Source organism: Streptomyces beihaiensis (genome assembly GCF_026274175.1).
Classification (GTDB): Bacteria; Actinomycetota; Actinomycetes; order Streptomycetales; family Streptomycetaceae; genus Streptomyces; species Streptomyces beihaiensis.
Genome location: NZ_JAPHNL010000211.1, coordinates 35,309 through 58,604 on the forward strand (window position 1 = coordinate 35,309; position 23,296 = coordinate 58,604).

General features: G+C 73.4%; 15 protein-coding genes. 4 read left to right on the top strand and 11 right to left on the bottom strand.

Going from position 1 to position 23,296, the window contains the following annotated elements:
- Positions 1–161: 161 nt before the first annotated feature.
- From ettA to OFY01_RS17350, 3 genes are read left to right on the top strand one after another with little or no spacing between them, the layout of a single operon-like run.
- Positions 162–1,826 (top strand): energy-dependent translational throttle protein EttA, encoded by a 1,665-nt coding sequence (gene ettA / locus OFY01_RS17340; RefSeq protein WP_266600896.1) that lies wholly within the window; start codon positions 162–164, stop codon positions 1,824–1,826.
- Positions 1,826–2,254, top strand: coding sequence for an acyl-CoA thioesterase (locus OFY01_RS17345; protein ID WP_266600898.1), 429 nt, complete (start codon positions 1,826–1,828; stop codon positions 2,252–2,254). The genes ettA and OFY01_RS17345 overlap by 1 nt, the downstream gene beginning before the upstream one ends.
- Positions 2,251–2,976 carry a hypothetical protein gene (locus OFY01_RS17350; protein ID WP_266600900.1) on the top strand — a complete coding sequence of 242 codons (726 nt, stop codon included), beginning with the start codon at positions 2,251–2,253 and terminating at the stop codon, positions 2,974–2,976. The genes OFY01_RS17345 and OFY01_RS17350 overlap by 4 nt, the downstream gene beginning before the upstream one ends.
- Before the next feature lie 83 nt (positions 2,977–3,059).
- Here the strand turns inward: OFY01_RS17350 and OFY01_RS17355 are convergent, their stop codons facing one another.
- The 4 genes from OFY01_RS17355 to OFY01_RS17370 all read right to left on the bottom strand — a co-directional run bounded on the left by OFY01_RS17355 (position 3,060) and on the right by OFY01_RS17370 (position 10,982).
- A complete protein-coding gene (locus OFY01_RS17355; protein WP_266600902.1) occupies positions 3,060–4,103 on the bottom strand; it encodes an ABC transporter ATP-binding protein in 1,044 nt (347 codons plus the stop codon).
- A gap of 35 nt (positions 4,104–4,138) precedes the next feature.
- The gene (locus tag OFY01_RS17360) at positions 4,139–6,988 is read right to left on the bottom strand and encodes an FtsX-like permease family protein (protein WP_266600904.1); all 2,850 of its coding nucleotides are present in this window, start codon (positions 6,986–6,988) and stop codon (positions 4,139–4,141) included.
- A gap of 1 nt (position 6,989) precedes the next feature.
- Complete coding sequence (locus OFY01_RS17365; protein ID WP_266600906.1) at positions 6,990–10,460, bottom strand: ABC transporter permease; 3,471 nt, start codon at positions 10,458–10,460, stop codon at positions 6,990–6,992.
- 117 nt (positions 10,461–10,577) lie between these two features.
- The gene (locus OFY01_RS17370) at positions 10,578–10,982 is read right to left on the bottom strand and encodes a globin (RefSeq protein ID WP_266600908.1); all 405 of its coding nucleotides are present in this window, start codon (positions 10,980–10,982) and stop codon (positions 10,578–10,580) included.
- Between the two features lie 231 nt (positions 10,983–11,213).
- Between OFY01_RS17370 and OFY01_RS17375 the strand changes: the two genes are divergently transcribed.
- Positions 11,214–12,155: a methyltransferase domain-containing protein gene (locus tag OFY01_RS17375; RefSeq protein ID WP_266600924.1), complete on the top strand. Its 942-nt coding sequence runs from the start codon at positions 11,214–11,216 to the stop codon at positions 12,153–12,155.
- A 30-nt stretch (positions 12,156–12,185) separates the two neighbouring features.
- On the opposite strand, the gene OFY01_RS17380 is transcribed toward OFY01_RS17375, so the two are convergent.
- The 7 genes from OFY01_RS17380 to OFY01_RS17410 form a co-directional block, all read right to left on the bottom strand.
- Positions 12,186–13,331 carry an FHA domain-containing protein gene (locus OFY01_RS17380; protein WP_266600910.1) on the bottom strand — a complete coding sequence of 382 codons (1,146 nt, stop codon included), beginning with the start codon at positions 13,329–13,331 and terminating at the stop codon, positions 12,186–12,188.
- A 121-nt stretch (positions 13,332–13,452) separates the two neighbouring features.
- Entirely contained in the window at positions 13,453–14,877 is a 1,425-nt protein-coding gene (locus OFY01_RS17385; protein WP_266600912.1) for a vWA domain-containing protein, read from the bottom strand.
- Between the two features lie 68 nt (positions 14,878–14,945).
- Positions 14,946–16,670, bottom strand: coding sequence for a protein phosphatase 2C domain-containing protein (locus OFY01_RS17390; RefSeq protein WP_266600914.1), 1,725 nt, complete (start codon positions 16,668–16,670; stop codon positions 14,946–14,948).
- A 4-nt stretch (positions 16,671–16,674) separates the two neighbouring features.
- Positions 16,675–19,401, bottom strand: coding sequence for a serine/threonine-protein kinase (locus OFY01_RS17395; protein WP_407700366.1), 2,727 nt, complete (start codon positions 19,399–19,401; stop codon positions 16,675–16,677).
- A 50-nt stretch (positions 19,402–19,451) separates the two neighbouring features.
- Entirely contained in the window at positions 19,452–20,792 is a 1,341-nt protein-coding gene (locus OFY01_RS17400; protein WP_266600918.1) for a hypothetical protein, read from the bottom strand.
- 26 nt (positions 20,793–20,818) lie between these two features.
- Positions 20,819–21,808: a glutamate ABC transporter substrate-binding protein gene (locus tag OFY01_RS17405; RefSeq protein ID WP_266600926.1), complete on the bottom strand. Its 990-nt coding sequence runs from the start codon at positions 21,806–21,808 to the stop codon at positions 20,819–20,821.
- Between the two features lie 134 nt (positions 21,809–21,942).
- Entirely contained in the window at positions 21,943–23,229 is a 1,287-nt protein-coding gene (locus OFY01_RS17410; RefSeq protein WP_266600928.1) for a hypothetical protein, read from the bottom strand.
- Between the last annotated feature and the right edge of the window lie 67 nt (positions 23,230–23,296).

Here is a 23,296-nt window from a genome sequence, read left to right on the forward strand (position 1 = left end):
CTTGGGCCGGGGCGCGGACGTGCCCGGTGGGCGGCGTCCGGAGATACGAGTTTCCGCCCGGCGGTGGCTGTACGGCAAGATGGGTGTATCTGCCCTCGCGCGGTGGAGCCGCACAGCGCGGGCCCCTTTACTGCGACACTTCGACTGCCGGACGGTTTCTCTTGGCTGAGTACATCTACACCATGCGCAAGACGCGCAAGGCGCACGGCGACAAGGTGATCCTCGACGATGTCACCCTGAGCTTCCTGCCGGGCGCGAAGATCGGTGTCGTCGGCCCCAACGGCGCCGGCAAGTCGACCGTGCTCAAGATCATGGCGGGCCTGGAGCAGCCGTCGAACGGTGACGCGTTCCTGGCACCCGGGTACAGCGTCGGCATCCTCATGCAGGAGCCGGAGCTCGACGAGTCCAAGACCGTGCTCGAGAACGTCCAGGACGGCGCTCGCGAGATCATGGACAAGCTCAAGCGGTTCAACGAGGTCGCCGAACTGATGGCGACCGACTACTCCGACGAGCTCATGGAGGAGATGGGCAAGCTCCAGGAGGACCTGGACCACGCCGACGCGTGGGACCTCGACGGTCAGCTGGAGCAGGCCATGGACGCCCTGGGCTGCCCGCCCGGCGACTGGCCCGTCAACAACCTCTCCGGTGGTGAGAAGCGCCGCGTCGCACTGTGCCGCCTCCTCATCGAGGCTCCGGACCTGCTGCTGCTCGACGAGCCCACCAACCACCTCGACGCCGAGTCGGTGAACTGGCTGGAGCAGCACCTCGCCCAGTACAAGGGCACCGTCGTCGCCATCACCCACGACCGGTACTTCCTCGACAACGTCGCGGAGTGGATCCTCGAACTGGACCGCGGCCGCGCGATCCCCTACGAGGGCAACTACTCGACGTACCTGCAGAAGAAGTCCGAGCGCCTCAAGGTCGAGGGCAAGAAGGACGAGAAGCGGCAGAAGCGCCTCAAGGAAGAGCTGGAGTGGGTCCGCTCCAACGCCAAGGGGCGGCAGACCAAGTCCAAGTCGCGTCTGGCCCGTTACGAGGAGATGGCCGCCGAGGCCGAGAAGATGCGGAAGCTGGACTTCGAGGAGATCCAGATCCCGCCGGGCCCGCGCCTGGGCAACGTCGTCATCGAGGTCGACAAGCTCAACAAGGCGTTCGGCGAGAAGGTCCTCATCGACGACCTGTCCTTCACGCTGCCGCGCAACGGCATCGTCGGCGTCATCGGGCCCAACGGCGCGGGCAAGACCACGCTGTTCAAGATGTTGCAGGGCCTGGAGACGCCGGACTCCGGCTCGATCAAGGTCGGCGAGACCGTCAAGATCAGCTACGTCGACCAGACCCGCGCCAACATCGACCCGAAGAAGACGCTGTGGGCCGTCGTCTCCGACGAGCTGGACTACATCAACGTCGGCCAGGTCGAGATGCCGTCGCGCGCGTACGTGTCGGCGTTCGGGTTCAAGGGCCCGGACCAGCAGAAGCCCGCGGGCGTGCTGTCCGGCGGTGAGCGCAACCGCCTCAACCTGGCGCTCACCCTCAAGCAGGGCGGCAACCTGCTGCTTCTCGACGAGCCGACCAACGACCTCGACGTCGAGACGCTCAGCTCGCTGGAGAACGCGCTGCTGGAGTTCCCGGGCTGTGCGGTCGTCGTCTCCCACGACCGGTGGTTCCTCGACCGCGTCGCCACGCACATCCTCGCCTACGAGGGCAACTCCAAGTGGTTCTGGTTCGAGGGCAACTTCGAGTCCTACGAGAAGAACAAGATCGAACGGCTCGGTCCGGACGCCGCCCGTCCGCACCGCACCACGCACAAGAAGCTGACCCGCGGCTGATGGCACGCCACGTATACGCCTGCCCCCTGCGCTGGTCCGACATGGACGCGTACGGACACGTCAACAACGCGGTCTTCCTCCGCTACCTGGAGGAAGCCCGCATCGACTTCCTGCGCCGTCCGGACCGGCAGTTCCAGCAGGGGTCGGTCGTGGCGCGCCATGAGATCGACTACAAGCAGCAGCTCGTGCACCGGCCCGAGCCGGTCGACATCGAGCTGTGGGTGTCCGACATCCGCGCGGCGTCGTTCACGGTCTCCTACGAGGTCAAGGACGACGACCGGGTCTACGTCCGGGCGTCGACGGTCGTCGTGCCGTTCGACTTCGAGGCGCAGCGGCCGCGGCGGCTGACCGACGACGAGAAGTCGTTCCTGCGGGAGTACGGGGACGACGACACGGACAGCGGGGGAGCGGAGGCGCTCGCCGCATGACCGTGCCGACCGCTTCGACCGCACCGAGCGCGCCGCCCGTGCTGCACCTCGCCGACGCCGGGGAGGCGGCGGACCTCGCCGCCTTCCTCGGCCGGCTGCTGCACTACGACAGGGCGGCCGCCGTGCGGTTGCGGGCGCAGGCCGGCGGCGAGGCGCTCGCCGTGTTCGGGCGGCCGCCGTCGTTCGAGGTCCTCGCGATCCGCACGGCGCGGCTCCTGAAGCCGTACGAGTACGGGATCGATGACACGCTCGACGTCACCGTGTCGGTGGGGGAACTGCTTGACTCGCTCGACGAGACGGCCGCGAGCGTCACCGTGCCCACCGCGGTGACCGGGCCGCCCTGGGCCGGAGTGCTGCCGCCGCGCGGTGGCTGGGAGCGGGTGGCGGAGTTTCCCGGCGCCGAGCGGCTGCGCGGGCTCGTCAAGGCCGCCGTGGGCGAGTTCCGGACGCTGGTCGAGGAACTGGCGCCCGAGGAGCGGACCCGGACCGCGCTCGACCGTATCGGCCGGGACATCTGGTCGCGGGAGATAGCGGACAGCGGGGTACCGGTGCGGCTCGCGCACGCCGCGGCGTCGCTCGGTTTCCTGCGGGGGGACACGGTCGACCTGTTCGAGGCCGGAGCGTGGGTGCGGCTGCGGACGCCGTACGGGTCCGTGGCGCTGCGCCGCTCCGGGATCGGTGGGGCTCCGGGCCTCGGCGGACTGAGCGTCACGCCGACCTGACCCGCATCGGCCGCCTCGTTCCCGACGCGCTCCCGCATCGTTCCCGACGCGTGCCCGCCCCGCAGTCCGCCACGGACGACCGCTCAGCGTTCCTGGTCGTCCGGCCGGACCTGGATGTGGTCCTGCTCCAGTCCGAGCAGCACGCGGTCGCGCATGCCGAGGGAATCCGTGTACTCGGCGGGCAGTTGCAGCCGCCCGGCGCGGTCCAGCATCGCGTACTCGCGGGAGACCAGGGACTCCTGGCCCGTCGCCTCGTCGATCCGCGTGTGGCGCAGCACCTCCGTGGACGTACGGCCGTCGCGGATGGCGACGGTTCTGCGTACCTCCTGGGCCACCGCCTGGTCGTGCGTGACGATGACGACGGTCGTGCCCAGCTGTTCGTTGGCCGTGCGGAACGCGGCGAAGATCTGTTCGCCGGTGTGCGAGTCGAGTTCGCCGGTGGGCTCGTCGGCGAAGACGACGGCCGGTTCGTTGGCGAGCGCGACGGCGATGGCGACCCGCTGCTGCTGGCCGCCGGACATCTGCCGCGGGCGGCGGTCACGGCAGTCGGCGACGCCGAGCAGATCCAGCAGCTCGGCCGCGCGCGCGGCCCGACGGGACCGCTTCCGACCGCTCCCAGCGCTCCCACCGATCCGAACACCACCACCCCGCAACTGCATCGGCAAGGCCACGTTCTGGCTTGCGGTCAGGTAGGGCAGCAGGTTGCGGGAGGTCTGCTGCCAGACGAAACCGACCACCTCGCGCCGGTAGCGCAGGCGTTCCTTCGCGCCCATCGTGAGCAGGTCGCGCCCCGCGACCTTCGCGGCGCCCGCGGTGGGCTCGTCGAGGCCCGCGAGGATGTTCATGAGGGTGGACTTGCCGCTGCCCGACGCGCCGACCAGTGCCAGCAACTCGCCCTCCCGCACGAGCAGATCGAGGCCCTGGAGCGCCTGGACCTCGACGCCGTCCGTCGTGAAGATGCGGACCAGGCGGTCGCAGGTGATCAGGGCGTCATGCCCGTACGCGGGCCGCTCACGGCGAGCCGCGACGCGCTGCTCCAGATCCGAGAGGCTGGGACTGCTACGGATGCTGGAGACACCGGTGCTACTGGCGCCGCTGGAGTTTCCTGGGCCCTCGGTGGTCGTCATGTCGTTACGGTCTCCGTTCCGTCGCTCCGGTGTCCTCACGGCGCCTCGCCCGCCCGCAACTCCCGTACGGCACTGCGCCGTCCGGCCCACCATGCCTGTGCCGCCGCGACACCCGTCGCCAGTATCAGCACGCCCGCCGCGGGCAGCGCCAGGGACAGCGGGTCCGTGCGCAGGTGTGTGGCCGCGGCGTCCGTCGCCGCGTCCGCCAGAGCCAGACCGGTCAGGTCGAGGCCGGGCGCGAGGAGTCGGACCGCCGCCCACCCGGTCAACGCCCCGCCCCCCGCCGCGAGCAGCGCCTGGGGGAGCGCTTCGAGGACCAGCAGGCGGCGCGCCTGCCGCCGGGTGAGCCCCATGGTGCGCAGCCGCGCCAGCAGCGAGAGCCGCTCAGGGGTGGCGCGGGCCAGGGCGAGCAGCAGTGCGAGGACGGCGTAGCCCGCGCCCGCGGCGACCGCCGCGACGTAGACACCGGTGGCGCCGGTCTGCAGCGGCGAGTCGGCATAGCGGGCCCGTTCGACGGCGCGCAGCCGCACCGTGACACCGGACCCGGCCGCCTCCCGCAGCGCCGCCGCGTCGACGTGGTCGCCCGTGAGCAGCAGGCTGGTCGGCCGGACCGCGGCGGCGCCGATCGCGCGAGCGAGCGCGTGGGCGTCCACGACCAGGAAGTCGTCCGGGAGGGCGGGTGTGGCGGCCCGCACGGCGGCGAGCCGCAGCGAGACGTGCCTGCCCTCGACCCACAGATCGAGATCGCCGTGGCTGAACCGCCGTGCCACGGACGGCGAGACCACTGCGGGCAGGGCGCCGCCGGTAGCCGGTGCGTGCCCGCCGGCCGCCTTTGCCGCCCCGGCCTTCTCAGCCCCCGTCGACCGCAACTGACCCGCGTCGAACGGGCCGAGGCCGGTGCGGCGGGACAGCGCCGCGTAAGCGGCCGGATCGACCGCGGCCAAGGGGAACCGGTGAGTGCCGCCGTGGGTCCGCGCGTCGTAGTGGACCGCGGCCGTAGTGAGGGACCGGACGCCGGGCACCGCGCGAACGCGGTCGATGGTCCGCGCGGACAGTGGGCCGGAGGCGTCCACCCGGGCGTCCGCGCCGACCGCGGTCAACGCCGCGCGGTCTCGGGCGGCGTTGACGCCGGCCAGGACCGAGCCGCCGAACGCCGCTGTCGTCAGCGCCGTGAGCAGGGCGAGGAGCGGCAGCACAGCCGTGCCCGCACCTGCCCTCGCGCGCGCCGCACGGGCCAGCGCGAGATGGCCCACGGCACCACGCAGACGCCCCGTCGGCCGCATCAGGCGGCGCAGCGGCAGGGGGTGGACGCGTGCGAGGACGAACGCCGCCACCACGCCCACGAGCACCGGCGAGAGAGACACCAAGCCGTCACCGCCGTCCGTCGCGCCGCGACGGCGCAACGCCACCACGGCCCCGGCCGCCAGGACGAGCACGGTCAGTTCGGCGACGGTGCGGCGGGCCGACGGGCGGGACGTGGCCACGTCGTCGCGGGTCGGAGGGAGGCTCGTACGGCGATGGGCGAGCATCGCGCGGACCGGCAGCGCCGTGCTCGCCACCAGCACCGCTGTGCCCGCGGCGACCGCGGACGGGGCCCACGGTCCGTACGGCACCGTCAGCACCGCGAGCAGCAGGCCGAGCATGCCCGCGGACACGGATACCACCGCCGACTCGGCGAACAGCCGCGCCCCGATGCCGCGCAGCGACGCGCCGCGCGAGCGCAGCAGGGCGAGTTCGCCGCGGCGGCGGTCCGCGGCCAGGCCGCCCGCCATCAGCAGGACCACGCACCCCACGGCTCCGGTGCCGTACGCGGCGACGGCCACCACCGGTGTGATGCCGGAACGCAGTGCCTCGTAGCGGGAGATGACGTCGGTGAGGGAGGTGGTGACACTTGTCGACTCGCTGCCCGTCGCCGTACGGATCGCGGGCAGGCCGGGACCGTCCGTGGTGTCGGCGAGCGCCGCCTTCAGCCCCGGCAGACCGCCCGCGGAGAGCGCGGAGACGTCTGGAGCGAGCTGCCAGTACCGTTGGGTCCCGCCCGACGTGTCCATCAGGGCGGGCGCGGAGCCCGTCGGGACGATGAGCGAGGCGACCCAGAACTTCGGCGGGTTCGTGAACGGCGACTGCACGTTGCGCAGTTGCGGACTGCGTAGGAGGGAGTCCGCCGACCAGTAGTCACCGGAGGGGTTGGCCGGGGCCACGACTCCCGTGACGCGGACGGTCGTCGGCGGGCCGGAGGCGTCGCTGTTCGTCAGGTGCAGCACCGACCCCGGCCGGAGGTGCAGCCGACGCGCGGTCTCCGTACTGACGGCGGCCTGCAGCGAAGTCGCGGACGTGGCGGACGAGGTTGACGTGGCGGATGAGGTGGACGTGGTGGATGAGGCGGCGGCTGTCGCAGACGGCAGCCGTCCGGCGGTGACCTTCGCGTGCCCGCCGAGCCCGGCGCGCGCGTCGAGCGTGAACTGGGCGGGCAGCCCGTACGGGCGCGGCAGCCACGTCTCCGCGGCGACCATCGGATGTGCCGAGCGCACCCCGTACGACGACTCGCGCGGGTCGGTCGTGTAGGGCTTGCGCAGCGACGCGATGATCCGGCGGTACGCCCGGCGGGTCGCCGTGGGGGAGAGGAGCCTCGCCTCTTCCCGCGGGGGCAGTTCGAGAACGGCGTCGGCCGCCGTCACGTCCAGTTTCCGCAGCCGCGGCGGGGTGTCGGCGACGGTCTGGCGCAGGGCCCTGCTCTCGTACCGGTCGACGGCGCGCGGGAACGCCGCGGCGGGCCACGACGTGAGCAGCACGAGCAGTGCGAGCACACAGGCCGCGCCGGGCGCCGTCCGCAGCCGGGTGCGCACCCACGGCGCCACGGCGCCCGCCGAACCCCGCCCCGCCATGTCACGCACCTCCCCGCACGCGCAGCGCGTCCGCGGCCCGCGCCGGCCTGCGCAGCGCCAGAACCGCCGTGATCAGTACGGGACTCAGCGCCACACCGCCGATCAGCAGCGCCACTTGGAACAGCGGCAGCCGTACGAGCACGTCCGGCACCGGTCGTGTCGCCTGGCCGGTCAGCACGATCAACGGCACCACCGCCCGGGTCAGCACCACCCCCAACACCGAGCCGACCAGCAGGGCGACCGCCACCAGGACGCCCTGCTCGACCGCGACGAGCCGGGCCAGGCCGCGCCGCGACGCTCCCAGCGCGCCGAGGATCGCGAACTCCGTCGAGCGCTCACGCAGCGAACCGGCCGAGTTCACCGCGAACCCGACCGCGGCGAGCAGCGCCGCCGCGAGGGCCGTCGCGACGAGCGCGGACTGCGGGCCGGCGCCCAGCGGATCGTCGCGCAGTCGCCGGGCGATCTCCGAAGCCACCACGACCTGCGAGGGGTCGATGTCGGGCCGGGCCCGCAACGCGGCCGCGGCGCGCGCTTCGTCCCCCGGCGCGGTGGACAGCCACCACTCGTCCGGGGTGACGGTGTCGGCGTCGACGTCGGCCAGGGCCCGGTCGAGGGCGCGCAGGTCGACCAGGAGCGCGCCCCCGTCCTTCGCCCCGTCGTACACGGACGCACCGCCCCCGGCCACGGAGCCGTCCGCTGCCGCGCCGCTGCCGGCCGGTCCCGTCGTCGGCAGCGCCCGCACGCTCGCCACGATCCGTACCTTCACGGTCGCCCCACCCACGTCCAGGTCCACGGTCTGTCCGAGATGCGCGCCGGACGACTTCAGGTAGCGGTCGGTCGCCACACCCGCGACCCGGGTGACCTTCGGGCGGGCCGCGGTGAGCCGGACGGCGACGGTCGGCGCGTTGCGCTGGTCGGACAGGTCGTACCGAGAGACGTGTCCGGTCCGGTACACCAGGGAGACTCCGCCGGTGCGGGAGGAGCCGTCGAGCTTCGGCTCGGTCGCACCGCCCTCGGTGCCGCCTCCTGCGCCGCCCCCTGTGCCGCCCGCACCGTCCTCGGGGGCGGTGCTGTCGCGGTCGGACAGCGAGGCGGTCCAGCGGGCCGCGCCGACGCTCAACTCCTTTCGTTCCCCGCCCTGTCCGACGGCGGTGACCCGCTCCAGGGACAGGCGCTGCCGGGCGCTCCTGCCGACCGGCACCGGCGTGTCGAAGCCGATCCCGGTCAGTGTCAGCGGATCCGCCGCCCGCCCCAGGTCGAGCGTCAGCCGGTGCGCGCGCCCGTCCACCGGAAGGTCGCCGAGCCGCGTGCGGTACGGGGTTCCGTAGCGGTCCTCCACGGTGACGGAGACCGACGTCGTGGCGGCCCCCGCGCCCCGCGAGTAGGAGCCGGAGTCCGCTCGGGCGTCCGCGCCGGAGTCCGCCACATCGCCCGCGGAGAGGGTGAGTCGTACGTGCGCGGTGGCCGACGGCAGCCGGATCCCCGCGCTCGTCCGTGCCCGCGCCCCGAGCGGAGCGAGCAGCGCGCGCGGCGAGGTGCCCGCCAGGTCGCCCCGGAGCAGCAGGCCGTCGCGCAGGTGGGCGGTGTCCAGCGCGAGGAGCGTCGCCGTGCGGCCCTGGCTCATCGCCACGCTGACCCGGTGGCCGGGCGCGGCGTCCCGCACACCCGGCGTCGACGCGTACGCGGCGGCCTGGCGCATGCCCGGTTCCGCGTCGACCACCCGCACCGGCGCGCCCGCCCGGAAGTTCGCCTGGTCCGCCTGGGAACGGCCCCACGAGGCGCCCTGCCCGATCGCCAGCATGCCCATCGCCACGGAGAGCACCAGCAGGAGCACAGGGCCCGCGCCGCGCATCGGCCGACGGCTGAACTGCCAGCCGGCGAGCGCCATGGGCAGCCCGCGGCCGCTCGCCGCGCGCCGCTCCGCGAGCCGCGCCACCGGTGGCAGCAGCCGCAGCGTCAGCACGGTGCCCGCGAGCAGTGCGAGCGCCGGGGCCACCACCAGGAGGGGGTCGACGCCGAGCGCGCCGGCCGTGTCGCCGCTGAGCACACCGGAGCCGCCCGAACCACCTGAACCGCCCGAGCCGCCCGAACCGGAGGTCTGCCGGTCCAACTGCCAGTAGGCGACACCGGCGACGACGAGCAGCCCCACGTCCGCCCCGGCCCGCACCGGCGCGGGCAGCGCCCGCACACGATCGCGCGGTGGCCCCTGCGCGGACAGCGCGGGAACCGTCACCGCGAGCGCGCACCCCACCGCCACGGCCACACCCACCAGCCACACCGAGCCGCTCAGCCCCGGGTCCAGGTGAAGGCCGATCCGCGCGAGCGCCCCGTGCGCGGCGACGAGCCGGGCCAGCGGTCCGGCCAGCAGTGGCGCGCACACGGCGGCGGGCAGTGCGAGCAACAGTGCCTCGCCCGCCGCAAGCGCCGCCAACCGCCCGCGCGAGCCGCCGCGCGCCCGCAACGTCCAGCTCTCGACCTCTCGCTCGGCGCTCAGCAGGCGTGCCACGAGCAGCAGCGCGTACCCGGCGAGCAGCACCAGCTGCACCGCCACGATCAGCAGCGTCGAGCGCGAGACGAGGAGCGCGCGCCGCGCCCGGTCCAGGACGTCGGGCAGCGAGGTGCGCACCTCCGACGTTCCCGCGAGTGCCGCGCTGTGCCGCAGTTGCGCGGTGCCCGCGAGGGCGGCGTGGCGCAGCGCGTCGATCCGGCCGGTCGTCATGGCCGAGAAGTCGGCCCGCACCAGCCATGCCGACGACCCCTGGCTCACCTCGCCGCTCGCGAGCACGGACGGTGCGGCGAGGAGCGGACCGTATGTCGTGAAGACCAGCTTGCGCACGCCACGGCCGCCGAGCGCGTCGAGCGCCCAGTACGGGGAGTCGGGGCGGGCCGGGCGGTAGACACCGGTCAGCTCGACGGTGACCTTCGGGCCGCCGAGCCGGTCGGTGAGGGTGAGCCGGTCGCCGGGCCGCAGCCTCAACTGCCGTGCGGCGGACTCGGGGACGGCCGCCTCGAGCACGCGGTGCCCGCTGTGGCCGGTGTCATGTCCCGTACCTGCGCGGGGCAGGCGGCCGGAGGTGAGCTTCACCTCGGAGCGGTCGAGCGAGGCGAGCGTCGTCAGGTCGGGCTTTCCGGTCCGGGCGGACGTCGGCCGCAGTGTACGCGGCAGCGCGTACGGGCCGGAGGTGATCAGGGCTTGGCGGTGGACGGGCAGCCCTTCGAAGACGTGCCGCGCGCCGCTGTCGACGGCGGCGACGGCGGCCCTGCGGTCGGCTGGGGCCACGTCCGCGCGCACCGTCAAGGCGGTGGCCGCGGTCTCCCGGCTGCGCAGCGCGGAGCGCAGCGAAGCGTCCCCGATCGCGCCCGAGAACGCGCTGAGCATCGAGAGGACCGACGTGGTCAGCAGCACCGCGAGTACGGCGGCGGTCAGGAGCAGTCGATGTGCCCGGACACGGCACAGGACGAACCCCCACATTCCGCAGCTCCCCCGCTTCCCCTGTACGCCGTAAGCCCCCGACCGTCGTACGGATGGTGTCAGAGAGGATCAAGGTTCCGGAAGAGGAGAGACAGGAGAGAAGAGGCGGGCCCAGCCTCAGCCCGCCGTGTTCACCATGGACGCCGCCGCGTAGGTCAGGTAGTTCCACAGGGTCCGCTCGTGCTCCTCGGGCAGGCCGAGTTCGTCGACCGCGGTCCGCATGTGCTTCAGCCACGCGTCATGCGCGGCCCGGTCCACCTGGAACGGGGCGTGGCGCATGCGCAGGCGTGGGTGGCCGCGGTGATCGCTGTACGTGCGGGGGCCACCCCAGTACTGCATCAGGAACAGGGCGAGCCGCTCCTCGGCGGGGCCCAGGTCCTCCTCCGGGTACATGGGGCGGAGCAGCGGGTCCTGGGCGACGCCCTCGTAGAAGCGGTGTACCAGGCGGCGGAAGGTCTGCTCGCCACCCACCTGCTCGTAGAACGTCAGCTCCTGAAGCGTGTCGCGCGGGGTCTCAGTCACTCCTCCATGCTCTCAGACGCGCTCGAACGGGGGCTCGCCCTTTCCCCGGTACGGCAGCACAGTGGGCATATGGGTACAGAGCGCGCGAACGGCGCTGATGTGGAAGGCGCTGAAGACACGGAGGAGGATCCTTCGAAGGAGATCTCGAAGGAGATCTCGAAGGACGCCTCGAAGGACACCTGGGAGGACGTCGACGAGCTCGATCGGGTCGCCGCAGGCGCCCGTGCCGCGATGGTGCGGGAGATCGGCGCGACCGGCGTCTGGGACGCCGACCCGGTCTGGCGGGAGGCGTTCGCGCGGGTGCCGCGCCACCGCTTCGTGCCCTACTACTACCTGGACACGCGCGCCGGCCGCGAACGCATGTGGGGAGAGCGCCCCGACCGGGCGCACCGCGAGCGGTGGGCGCGCGGCGCCTACGCGGACCGGACGCTGGCCACCCGGCTACGGGACGGGACGCTGGTCACCTCCAGCAGCCAGCCGTCCCTGATGGCGCGGATGCTGGTGGACCTCGACGTACGGGACGGGGACCGGGTCCTGGAGATCGGCGCGGGTACCGGATACAACGCGGCGCTGCTCTGCCACCGGCTCGGCGAGGATCACGTCACCACCGTCGACCTCGACCCGGAGATCACCGAGTCGGCGCGCACGCACCTGGCCGCGGCCGGGTACCGGCCCGCAGTGATCACCGGCGACGGGGCGCGCGGCTGCCCTGAGCGGGCGCCCTACGACCGGATCGTCGCGACGTGCGCGCTGCGCTCGGTGCCCGTGGCGTGGCTCGGGCAGTGTGGCCCGGGGGCGCGAATCCTGACGCCGGTGTCGACCGGGCTGCTCGCGCTGACCGTGCGGGACGCGGCGAACGCGGAGGGACGCTTCCTGCGTACACCGGCGTACTTCGTGGCGCTGCGGGGTGAGACGTGGGACGGCGTGAGCGACGACGACCTGCTGGAGACCCACGCCGGCGCGCTGCCGCGCCGAGCCGTCCGCGACGACCTGTTCCGCTTCCTGTTCTCCCTGACGGCGGGCCGCCTCGACCCGAGGGAGGCGCTCGCGCTGTGGCAGCACGAGCGGTTCCCGGCGCGGGAGCGGTTCGGCGTGACCGTGCGCGGCGACCGGGAGTGGGCGTGGCTCGACGACCCGGAGGGGCCGTACGTGTGGGAGTTGACGGACGGGTAGAGCGAGGCTCACCCGTCCGTCGGGGAGCGTTCAGCCGCGTCGGATCGTGATGGTCGTCCAGGCGCCGACGTGAACCCGGTCGCCGTCCTGCAAGGGGACCGGGACGAAGGGCTGGATGGGCTCGTCGCCGCCGTTCACGGTCGTGCCGTTCGTCGAGTTCTGGTCGACGACCGCCCACGTGCCGTCCGGCTGCTGCACGAGCACCGCGTGCTGGTGCGAGACGCCCGGGTCCTCCGGCGGCACCGACAGATCGATGTCCGGTGTGTCGCCGGTGGAGTGGCGGCGGCGGCCGATCGTGACCTGGTTGCCGGTCAGCTGACGCTGCTGCTCGGGCGAGTACGCGGGCAGGTTCAGGCCCGACGCCTCCGGGCCGCTGCGCTGCATCATCGCCATGAAGTACTCGCGGTCGGGGCCGATCGTCGCCGACCAGCCCGTCGGGCCCTGAGGCGTGGGCTGTCCGGGCCTCTGGCCCTGCTGCTCGTACGGCGGCGGGGCCGCGGGCGCGGACGGCGGCGACAGCACCCAGTCGTCACCGTCACCGCCACCGCCGCCGGTACCGGCACCGCCACCACCGCCGAACGACGGCGCGGGCGGGCCGGGCGGCGGAGGCATGGGCGGACCGGGCTGGGCCGGAGCCTGCGGGTGGGCAGGGGCCTGGGGCTGCGGCGCGGGCGGCCGCACCGGCTGCTGCTGGAAGGCCTGTGGGACGCCCCCGCCCATGCCGCTCGGCCCCGGCGGCTCGCCGGCGAACGGGTTCGGCGGGATCGGTTCGGCGGGCCGGTTCACCTGCGAGGGCCGCGAGCCCTGGTACGAGGCCGGGTCGACGCCCCGCGGTGCCTGCGTGAACCCGCTGGGCGGACCGCCGGGGCGGTCCTGCGAGGGCAGCGGCGGATTGGGGGCGGGCGGCGTGTACGACGTCGCCGTGTTCGTGAGGAAGTTCCAGCGGCACTCCTCACAGAACGGCGCGCCGCCTTCACGCGGTGTACGGCACTGCGGGCACAGCTCGGGAGCGCCGCCCGCGCCCTGCGGCGCCTGTGGCGCGGCCGGCTGCGGGTAGCCGTAACCGGCGCCAGGTGGCGGCGGCGGGGGCGGAGGCACTGCACCGGCCATGCGGTGACCGCAGACCTCGCACCAGTCGTCGGAACCCGACTGGTGTCCGTTCGGGCAGGTCGGCATGTCGGCGCGTCCCCCTCTCCTTCTACTGCTTCTCTTGCTGCTCTTGCTTCTTCGTGTTCTGGAGGTTCTGGATCGTCTGGAGGTTCTGGACGATCCAGATGTTCTAGACGATCCAGATGTTCTAGATGTTCTTGACGCGAACGGTCTTCGTGGACCGGGTTTCGAGAGTCATCTCGTCGGCCTCCGCGACCTTCGCCTTCAATCGAACAGTACCTTCCGCCGCGTCGACCACGTCCACCACCTTCGAAAGCAGTTTCGCCGTATCCGCGTTTCCGCAGAGCGCGGCCAGCTGCACCGCCCGGCCCAGTTTCGCCGTCGCGCCGTCCGCGTCGCCCGCCTTGCGGGCATCGAGACCCTGGCGGATGGCCTGGGCCAGTTCGGCCTGGCCCGTGTAGTGCGCGACCTGCGGATCGATCGACGTGGACGCCGCCATGTCGTCCGTCCACACCGCGCGCACCAGGCCCTGCGCGAGGGTCTGCGCCGAGCCGTCGGGCCGTGTGATCACCAGGGAGGCGCGGGCGGCGAGCATCTCCTGGCCGACCTCGGCGTTCGGTACGTGTACGCACACGTGGTAGTCGCGGGACTCGTCGCCCCAGGAGCCGGTCGGATAGTCCCCGGCGCGCGGGCCCGCGTCCGTCCGCCGGTCGGTCAACTCCTCGACGGTGGGCGCCACTTGCTTGACGAACTTGATCTCCGAGCCGAGCGGCGTCCACAGGCGCAGGCTGACGTCCGCGATCTCCTTGCCCATCACCGCCTCCATCATCTGTGTGAAGTCGGCGGCCAGGTGCGCCGGATCGGCGACGATGTCGGCGGTGCCGAGCAGCGCGGAGGCGATGCCCGTGACCTCTTTCACTTCCCAGTCGGTGCCGACGCCGCGTGCGTCGCACGTGAACCTGCCCGCACACGCGTCGAGGGCCGCCCGCAGGTCCTGCGGCGACTCGTGCTCGTTGCGCCCGTCGGTGAGCAGGATGCCGTGGCGTACGGCCGACGCGGGCACCTCGGCGGACGACAGGAGCCGGTCGGCCAGGCGCAGCCAGGAGCCGATCGCCGTGCCGCCGCCCGCGGACAGCTTGCCCAGGGCGAGCTTGGCCTGCTCGCGGGTGCCGGGGCCGGCGAGCGCTAGCCGTCCGCCGCCCGGATAGATCTCCTCGGCGACGTGGGTGCCCGCGATCACCGCGAAGCGCACGCCGTCCCGCAGGGCGTCGATCGCGGCGGCGGACGCCTCACGGGCTCCGCGCATCTTGGTCGGCGGATAGTCCATCGAGCCGGAGCAGTCGACCATCAGCGCGACGGCGGCGTCGGCGCCTTCCGGGTTGCCCGTGTTGCCCGCGCCGCCTGCTCCGCCCGCGCCGCCGAGTGTGCCGCCACCTGTGGCGGTCACCGTCACGATGGCGTTGACCTCGCGGCCGCCCTCGGGCAGGAACTCGTTCTGGTAGACGTCGACGGAGAACCGCGGAGCGTTCGATCCGTTCGATGCACTCGATCCGTTCGAGGCACTCGATACGTTCGATCCGCTCGGTACGTTCGGCTTCGCGAAATTGGCCATGCTGACAAGTCCCCCCTGTGCACCAGCTTGTCGTGACGATCGGCCGGCTGTCGTGACGATCGGCCGGTCTAGGCCGATCCTGCCCCCCGCGGCGTGACCGGGAACGGCAGTACCGCCACTGTTACGTTGTCGTGGCCCCCGCCGTCCAGGGCGTGCCCGACCAGGACCTGAGCGGCGTGCAGCGGGCGTCCGGCGGCGTCCGTCGGCACGATCCGCGCCATCTGCTCGGCGGACTCCGCGTAGTTCCAGAGCCCGTCTGTGCAGATCACCACGGTGCCCGCCCGGTCCGGCTTGAACGAGGCGGTGTGCGGTTCGAGTTCGTACGCGTCCGCGCCCAGCCACCCCGTGATCGCGTGGGCCCGCTCGTCCGCGTACGCCTGCTCCTCGTTCATCAGGCCCGCCGCAACCATCTGCGCGGCCCACGAATCGTCCTCGGTGAGCCGGGCCGCGGGCGCGCCGCGGTCGTCGGGCACCCAGTAGGCGCGTGAGTCGCCGACCCAGCCGACGACGAGCAGTTCGCGGGTGACGACGGAGGCGACGATGGTGCAGGCCGGGGAGTTCTCGTTGGCGCGGCGGCCGGACGCCGTGGGCTCCGGTTCACGTGCCAGCGCGTTGACCGCCTCGGCGGCGGCGACGATCGCCTCGTGCATGGCCTGCTGCGGGTGCGTGCCGCGCGGCAGCGACTCGTGCAGCGACTCGTCGGCGGCGCGGGCCGCGGTGAGCGACGCCTCGTCGGGGCGGGTCGCGGACGACACGCCGTCGCAGACCACGGCGACGACGGCCGGGGTGGCGTCGGGCAGCGCGGCGGAGGAGACGGCGAACGCGTCCTCGTTGCGGTGGTGGCGCAGGCCGCGGTCGCTGACCGCCGCCACCGCACCCAACTCCTGCTCCATGTGGTCGCGTTCGCGAGGCTGGGCGTGCCCGCAGTTCTCGCAGTAGCCGTCGGGATCGACCTGGCCCGCCCGGCAGGCCACGCACACCTTGGTGCCGGACGGCGGTGTGGCCGCGCCCAGCTCCTCGGCCGTGGCGGTCCGCGGATCGGGCGCGGCCAGCGTGAAGTCACCGTCCGTGTCGGGCCCGTCCGTGTCGGACTCGTTCGCGCCTGGCCCGTTTGTGCCCGGCCCGTCCGTGTCGGACTCGTTCGCGCCCGGCCCGTTTGCGCCTGACTCGTTCGCGCGCGGCCCGTTCGCGCCCGATCCGTCCGCGTCGGACCCGATCGCGCCCGATCCGTCCGCTTCGGACCCGATCGCGCCCGGCCGGTCCGCGTCGGACGCGTCCGCGCCCGGCCGGTCCGCGTCGGACGCGTCCGCGCCCGGCCCGTCCACGTCGGACGCGTCCCTGTCGGCTGTGGTGCCGTCTGCGGGCTGCCCGCCCGGTACCGGCTCGTCGAACCGCACGGTGGCGGGCCCCGGCACGCCGCCGTCGCCCCCGGGCTCCCCGGCCGCCTCCACGTCGCTGGAGTCCAGGCCCCGCAGGTCGGTGGGCAGATGGACCGGCGCGGGCGTGTCCGCGCTGTCGGGCTCCCGTGCGGCGGGCCACTGTGCCGACGCCGCCGACGCACTCGGTGTGCCCGGAGTTCCCGGAGCGCCCGGTGCATCCGGTGTTCCTGGTGGGCCCGGCGCGGGTTCGGTGCCGACGGCCAGGGTCGGGTGGTCGTCGGCGGTGCCGCCCGGCGCCGCCACGACCGACGACAGGTCGTACCCGCACGCCCCGCAGAAGCGGTCGCCCTCCTCGAGCGGCTCCTCGCAGCTCGGGCACACGGGCTTGGCCGCCTCATCGTGCATCTGCGACATCAACTCACACCCACGTCCTGGGGCGGTAGCGGTTGGCCCGCTCCACCAGCTCGATCCTCTCCTCGCCGCGCTGAGCGAGTCTGGCCAGAGTCCGCAGCGAGCGCTCCAGGCCGAGGCGGAGCCCGCGCTCGTCCAAGGCGCTGCCGAGGACCACCGTCGAGGCGGGGGCCACCGGCTGACCGGAACCCTGCCTACCGGAGAGTACCCAGTCGAGCGCCGTGCCGAGGACCTCCGTGCGCAACTGCTCCCCGCGCACCGCGTCAAGGCCGAACGCCCCCAGCGCCTCGACCTGCCCCGCCGCCGCGGTCAGATCGTTCAGGAGCGGGTCCCCGTGGAGTACGCCGCCGCCCGCAACCCGCCCGCGCAGCCGGGCCCGTACGGCCGCGACCCGCGCCGCGGTGAAGTGGATCGACGCCTCCGGCACCGACTCCAGAGCGTGCACCGCGCCGCCCCGGTCCCCGGCCGCGAACCGCACCCGTGCGAGTCCGAACGCCGCGCTGACGAAGCTCGGATCGGTCGACCAGACGAGTCGGTAGTACTCCGCCGCGTTGTCCAGCTGCCCGAGCACCTCCGCGCAGACGCCGAGCGCCAGCTTCGGGGCGGGCTCGCCGGGGAACGCGTCGTACACGGCGTCGAACGACAGCGCCGCCCCGGCGTGGTCGGCGGTGGCGAGCGCCACCACGCCCCGGTACCAGACCACGCGCCAGTCGTCCGGGTCGTCGGCCTCCAGTGCCGCCAACGCGCGTGTCGCCGAGCCGAGTTCACCCGCCTCCAGGCGGGCCCGCAGCTCGCGGAGGCGCAGTTCGAGCGAGTTGACCGGCGCCGCGTGCAGCGCCGCGATCAGCTCGCCGGGCGACGACGAGGCCACCAGACCCGCGAGGAACCCGGCGTTCGGATCACCCGGGTCCACGCGCGGCACCGGCAGCGCGAGCGCCGTCGCCACCGGGTCGAGCGGCCGCACACCCGAGGCCGGGGAGGGCGGCAGCGCGGGCACCGGCCCGCCGGCGGCCTGTCCGCCGAAAGCCCCCTGTCCGCCGAATGCCGCCGGTCCCGAGCCCGCCTGCCCGCCGGTAGCCGCCCGCCCGGCGAATGCCCCCTGTCCGGAACCCGCCTGGCCGGAACCCGCCTTCTTGCGTACGCGACGGGGCTGCGGGATTCGCCGTTCGCCGAGGACCGACACCTCGCCCTCCAGGCGCCCGAACAGCTCCGTGTCCGTCACTCGCACCTCGGGCCCGAACAGCGACGACAGGGCGGGCCGCGGCCGGGCCGTCTGCAACGCCACCACCTCGCGCAGCACACCCGTCAGCTGTTCGGCCATCTCCTGCGCGGAGGCGAACCGGCGGGCCGGGTCCGGGTCGGTGGCGCGCACGAGCAGCCGGTAGAACGACTCGTACCTGCGGAAGACCTCGATGTTGCCGGGGTCGGGGAGGGAGTCCACGAAGACGTTCGTGTAGCCCTGGAAGTCGAAGGTGAGCACGGCGAGTGTCCGCGCGACGGTGTACAGGTCGGAGGCGACGGACGGGCCGACCTCGCCGACCTCGGGCGCCTGGTAGCCGATCGTGCCGTAGATGGCGCTCTCGTCGTCGTCCATCCTGCGGACCGCGCCCATGTCGATGAGCTTGAGCTGGTTCTCGGTCTGGATCGCGTTGTCGACCTTGAAGTCGCAGTAGAGCAGATTGCGGCTGTGCAGGTGGGCCAGCGCCTCCAGCGCCTCGATGCCGTACGCGCACGCCTGCTCCACCGGCAGCGGGTCCCGGCGACCGTCGACCGTGCGCCGCCCGTTGGCTATCTCCTTGAGCGACTTGCCGCCCACGTACTCCATGACGATGTAGCCGTCCATGGAGCCGGTGCGCTGGTCGAGGTGTTCGACGAAGTTGTAGATGCGGACGATGTTGGAGTGCTCGATCTCGGCGAGGAAGCGCCGCTCCGAGATCGCCGCCGCCATCGCGTCCTGGTCACCGGTGTCGAGCAGGCCCTTGAGGACCACCCAGCGGTCGGAGACGGCCCGGTCGACGGCGAGGTAGATCCAGCCGAGTCCGCCGTGGGCCAGGCAGCCGGCGACCTCGTACTGGCCGTGCACGACATCGCCGGGGGAGAGCTTGGGCACGAACGAGTACGGGTGGCCGCACTTGGTGCAGAACCCTTCCGTCCGGCCGGGCCGCCCGCCGCGCGAACGGCCCACCGGGGCGCCGCAGTCGGAGCGGGAGCAGAATCGCTTCCGCTCGGGGACCTCCGGGTTCTCCCGCACCATCGAGCGCGGATCGGGCCGCGGCACGTCGGGGACCAGGACCAGGCCCGCGCCGAGCCGAGCCCGGCCGCCGCTGCCGGACGAGGCGCCCGAGCTGCGCGCCGACACGGACACCGACCGGGACGTCGACGCCCCGGACAGACGCCCGGACACGGACCGCCGCGACTGCGACGAGCGTGACGAACGCGACGACCCCGCCCCGCCGGTCCGCGAACCGTGTGAACCACGAGATCCGTGCGAACCACGCGATCCGTGAGACCCGTACGAACCGCCGCCCGCGACACCGGTGGGCACGGACTCCACCAGACCACCCGGCGACACCACGGGCGCGAGTCCGCACACGCCGCAGTACAGCTCACCGCCGCCCACGTCCTCGTACGTCCCCGCGCACCCGGGGCGCTGACAGGCTCCGGGTGCGGGCCCGGCCCCTGTCGCGGCGGCCGCCTTGAGGCCGCACGTGGTGCAGTACAGCTCGCCGCCCATGTCCTCGTAGCGGCCCGGACAGCCGGGCCGTGTGCACGCCTGTGGATCGGTCACGGTCGTGCGTCCCCCTTTCGGTCCTGCCCGCGGTCCTGCCCGCGGCCTTGCGCCGACAGCACGTCAGCGGCCGCCTGTTGGTAGCGCCGCACCGCCGCGTCGGCTGCCCGCAGGTCGCAGGGCGCGCTCCACAGCATGCGGCGCGCCGTGTCGTACCGTTCGATGAGCAGTGTGTCCTCGGCGAAGCCGAGCTGCGCGACCTTCGCCTTGTACGCGTCCAGGCGCCCGCGCAGCTCCGCACGGACCGCCAGGGGCGCCGTCACGGCCGTCAGCGACTCGCGGGCGCGCAGCAGTTCGTCCTCCGCCTTGGTCTCCAGCGACTCCAGGAGCGGGGAGAGCCGGTTCCACTGGCCGTTCCTGCGGTACTTGGCCGCCGTCGCCAGCTGTTCCTGCAACGCCGTCGGCGGGCCCGACACGGCGGGGACGTCCGAACCGGCGATCTTCGCGAGCACCTCGCCGCGCGCGGACCGCGCCTCCGCGAGCGTACGGTCGGCGCGCGAGAGCACGTCCCGCAGCCGGGCCAGGCGCGCCTCAGCGTCCTGACGTACCGTCAGCACGGCCTCGATCTCGCGCCGTACGTCCTCCAGGGCGCGCGCCTGACGGTCGTAGGCCCGCGTGTCCGGGCGGCCGCCGCCGGGCGCCGAACTCCCGGCCGCGGGCACCCAGTGGGCGAGCGGGTCCGAGACGACCTCCTCGCGCAGCCGGGTCAGGGCGTCGGTGATGCGCTCCAGGTCGTCACCGGCCGGGTGCTCGCCGGATCGTACGCCCACGGAGTGGGCGAGCTGCCGGGTGCGGGCCAGTTCGGCGGAGAGCAGGTCGATGCGGGCGGGCAGCGCCGACCACACGGCGTCGGCCGCCACGATCATGTCGAGCGACGACGCGTACAGGTCGTTCATCCGCTGCACGATCGCCGCCAGCGTGAAGTGCTCGGACAGGCGCGCCCTGCCCTCGCCCGCGTGCGCCGCGGCCGGTCCCGGCGCGACGGTCACCGACTCCCCGCGCAGCAGCCGCGTCAGGCTCACCAGGTCCTCCTGGCGGGGCCACTTGTGCCGGGCGCGCACCTCGTGCGCGGTGCGCACCGCCCCGGCGAACGCGTCGAAGTACGTCCACAGCAGCGTGATCTCCTGCTCGGCCGCCGCCCAGCGCTCGCGGGTCGTCCCGGTCAGCTCGGCGCCCTCCAGCAGGCGGCGCCCCGCGTGGTCCTGGAGCGCGAGCAGCGACGTCTCGATCGCCTCGTGCTCCGCGCCGAGCCGGGCCAGGGCACGGTCCACCTCGTCCTGGTCCATCACCGGACCAGGAGATCCGGCCATCGGGCCGGAGGGTCCCGTGACGCCCATCGATCACCTCTCGCTTTGCGTGCGTGCTACTTGTACTTCGGGGCGGGCGGCCCCGACGAGGGACCCAGGTCCTGCTCGAGCCACTTGTCGTACGACTTCTGCCAGCCGCCGTCCCCGCGGTAGTCCTCCAGGACCTGGTTGACCCGGCGCACCAGGTCGTCCGCGCCCTTCTTCATGGCCACACCGTAGAACTCCTTGGTGAACGGCTTGCCCTTCAGCTCGACCGTCGGGTCCTGCGCGGCCTGGCTCGCGGCGAGCGCGCCGTCGGTGACCACGGCGTCGACCTCGCCGAGTTGCAGCCGTACCAGGCAGTCCAGCTGGTTGGGGACCGTCGTGGAGATGTCGGCGCTCGCGGGCAGCTTGCCGCTCGCGTGGTCGTCCTTGAGTGCCGCCAGTGCCGTGGACCCCTTGGCGCTGCAGATCCGCTTCCCGGCGAGCGAGTCGTCGTACCCGGTGATCGTCGACGCCTTCGGTGCGAGCACCTGCTGGCCGGTCTGGAAGTACGCGGTGGAGAACGCCACGTCCTTCAGCCGAGCGCAGTCGATCGTCATGGTGCGCACCACGATGTCGACCTCGCCGCGCTGGATCGCCGGAATGCGCTCGTTGGTGGGTATGGCGTGGAAGCGGATCGCGTTGCGGTCGCCGAGGATCTTGCCCGCGATCTCGTGGGCGAGATCGATGTCGAAGCCCTCCAGCTCGCTGGACTTCGACGTGTTGTTGGGGTCCCGGTAGCCCCAGCCGTAGCTGTTCTGGTCGACGCCGACCGACAGGTAGCCGCGGTCCTTGATGGCCCGCACGGCGGCGCCGCTCTCGCTGGCCGACGGTTTCAGGCTGCGCTCGGGCTCCTTGCCGGGCACGTCGCTCGCGCACGCCTGCGCCTCGGCCTGCGTGCCGTGGGCCACGGTGCTGCTCGCGCCCGCGGCGGGGCGCTCCGCGGAGCCGCCGGCGCCGCGCTGGGGGAGCGTGAGGGGAAGCAGCAGCACGAGCGTCGTGGCCAGCGCGCAGGCGAGGGCCATCGCCAGGACACCGCCCCAGCCGCGCAGCCGCACTCCGCGAGCACGCCGTGCCGGTCGCGCGGTTGGCTCGTCCACCGCCGAACGTCTCCTCACCGGCCTCACCGGCCTCACCGCTTCCATCGGTCTCATCGCTCTCATCGGTACTCCGAAAGCCTGCGTCCGATGCCGGACACGGCGCCTGCCGCGCCGAGCAGCGCGAGTACCGCCGAACCGGCGGTGAGGCCGCCCATCGCGTCCCGTCCGTCGCCCGCCTTCGCGGCGAACTGCCGCTGCTCGTGGGCGAGCGCGCGGTCCAGGCTCCGGTCGACCTGGTCGAAGGACGCGCGGGTCGGGGCGTCGGCGGCCGGGCCGATGATCTTGTCGAGCGCGCCCTGGTAGTCGCCCGCGTCGTCACGCGTGCGTGCCGCCTTGTGCCGCGTGTTCCACTGCCGGACGGCGTCGCGCGCGGCGTCGACCGGCTGCTTGCCCGCCGTGTCGTCGGCAAGGCGCTCGGCCGTGCTCAACTTGGTGGTCAGCTGGTTGATCTGCTCCTGGTAGCGCACGTCGAACGCGTCCTTGGTCACGCCGTCCACGGTGACGGTCTCGGCGCCGCGGCTGACCAGCGTCAGGTTCTCGTTGCCCCGGGCCTTCAGGGCGGCGATGCTCGCGTCGTGCAGCACGTTCAGGGACCGTACTCCGTTGTCGTACGAGGCGTGCAGGTCGCTGCGCGCCACCGTGTGCCCCACGGCGAGCCACAGCAGCACCACGGTCGACGCGGCGGTCGCGGCGAGCATGCCCTGGTTGAAGACGCGGTTGGTGCGGCGGTACGTGCGCCGCTGGGCCCAGACGAGGACGGCGATGGCGACGACGCCGAGCCCGAGCGCGATCCACGGGTAGGGCGTCGCCGCGTCGTAGTCGTCGCGCAGTCGCTGGTTCTCCGTGGTGTACAGCTGCTCGGCGGCCGGGAGCATCTCGGTCTGCATCTTCTCGTTGGCGTACCGCAGATAGGCGCCGCCCAGCGGATAGCCCTGCCGGTTGTTGGCGCGGGCGCGCTCGACGAGTCCCTTGTACTCGGGCAGCAGCGTGTTGAGTTTCGCGATGGTCCTCGCCGACGCGGAGCCCGGGTCGGTGGCGGCCGCGGCGGTGACGAGCTTGTCGGCGGCGCTGCGGATGTCCTTCTCGTACCGCTCCCGTACGCTCGCCGGTTCCTGGCCGCCCGCCAGGAACCCGCTGGACGCCGCCGTGTTGGCGTCGGCGAGCGAGCGGTAGATGTCCGCGGCGTCGGCGCTCAGCGGCTGGCTGGTGTGGAGCACGTCGTCGGCGGCGGCCGAGCGGTCCGCCGTCTGCCAGGCCGTCGCCGTGCCGAACGCCATGACGAGCAGCGCCAGTACGGCCCCGATGAGGCGCAGGCGGCCCGGCTCCGTGGTGGCGGCGCCCGGCAGCCTCTGGTACTACGCGGTCATGATGTCCGGCGACACGGGCCGGCTGAGCGAGCTCACCGACGAAGCG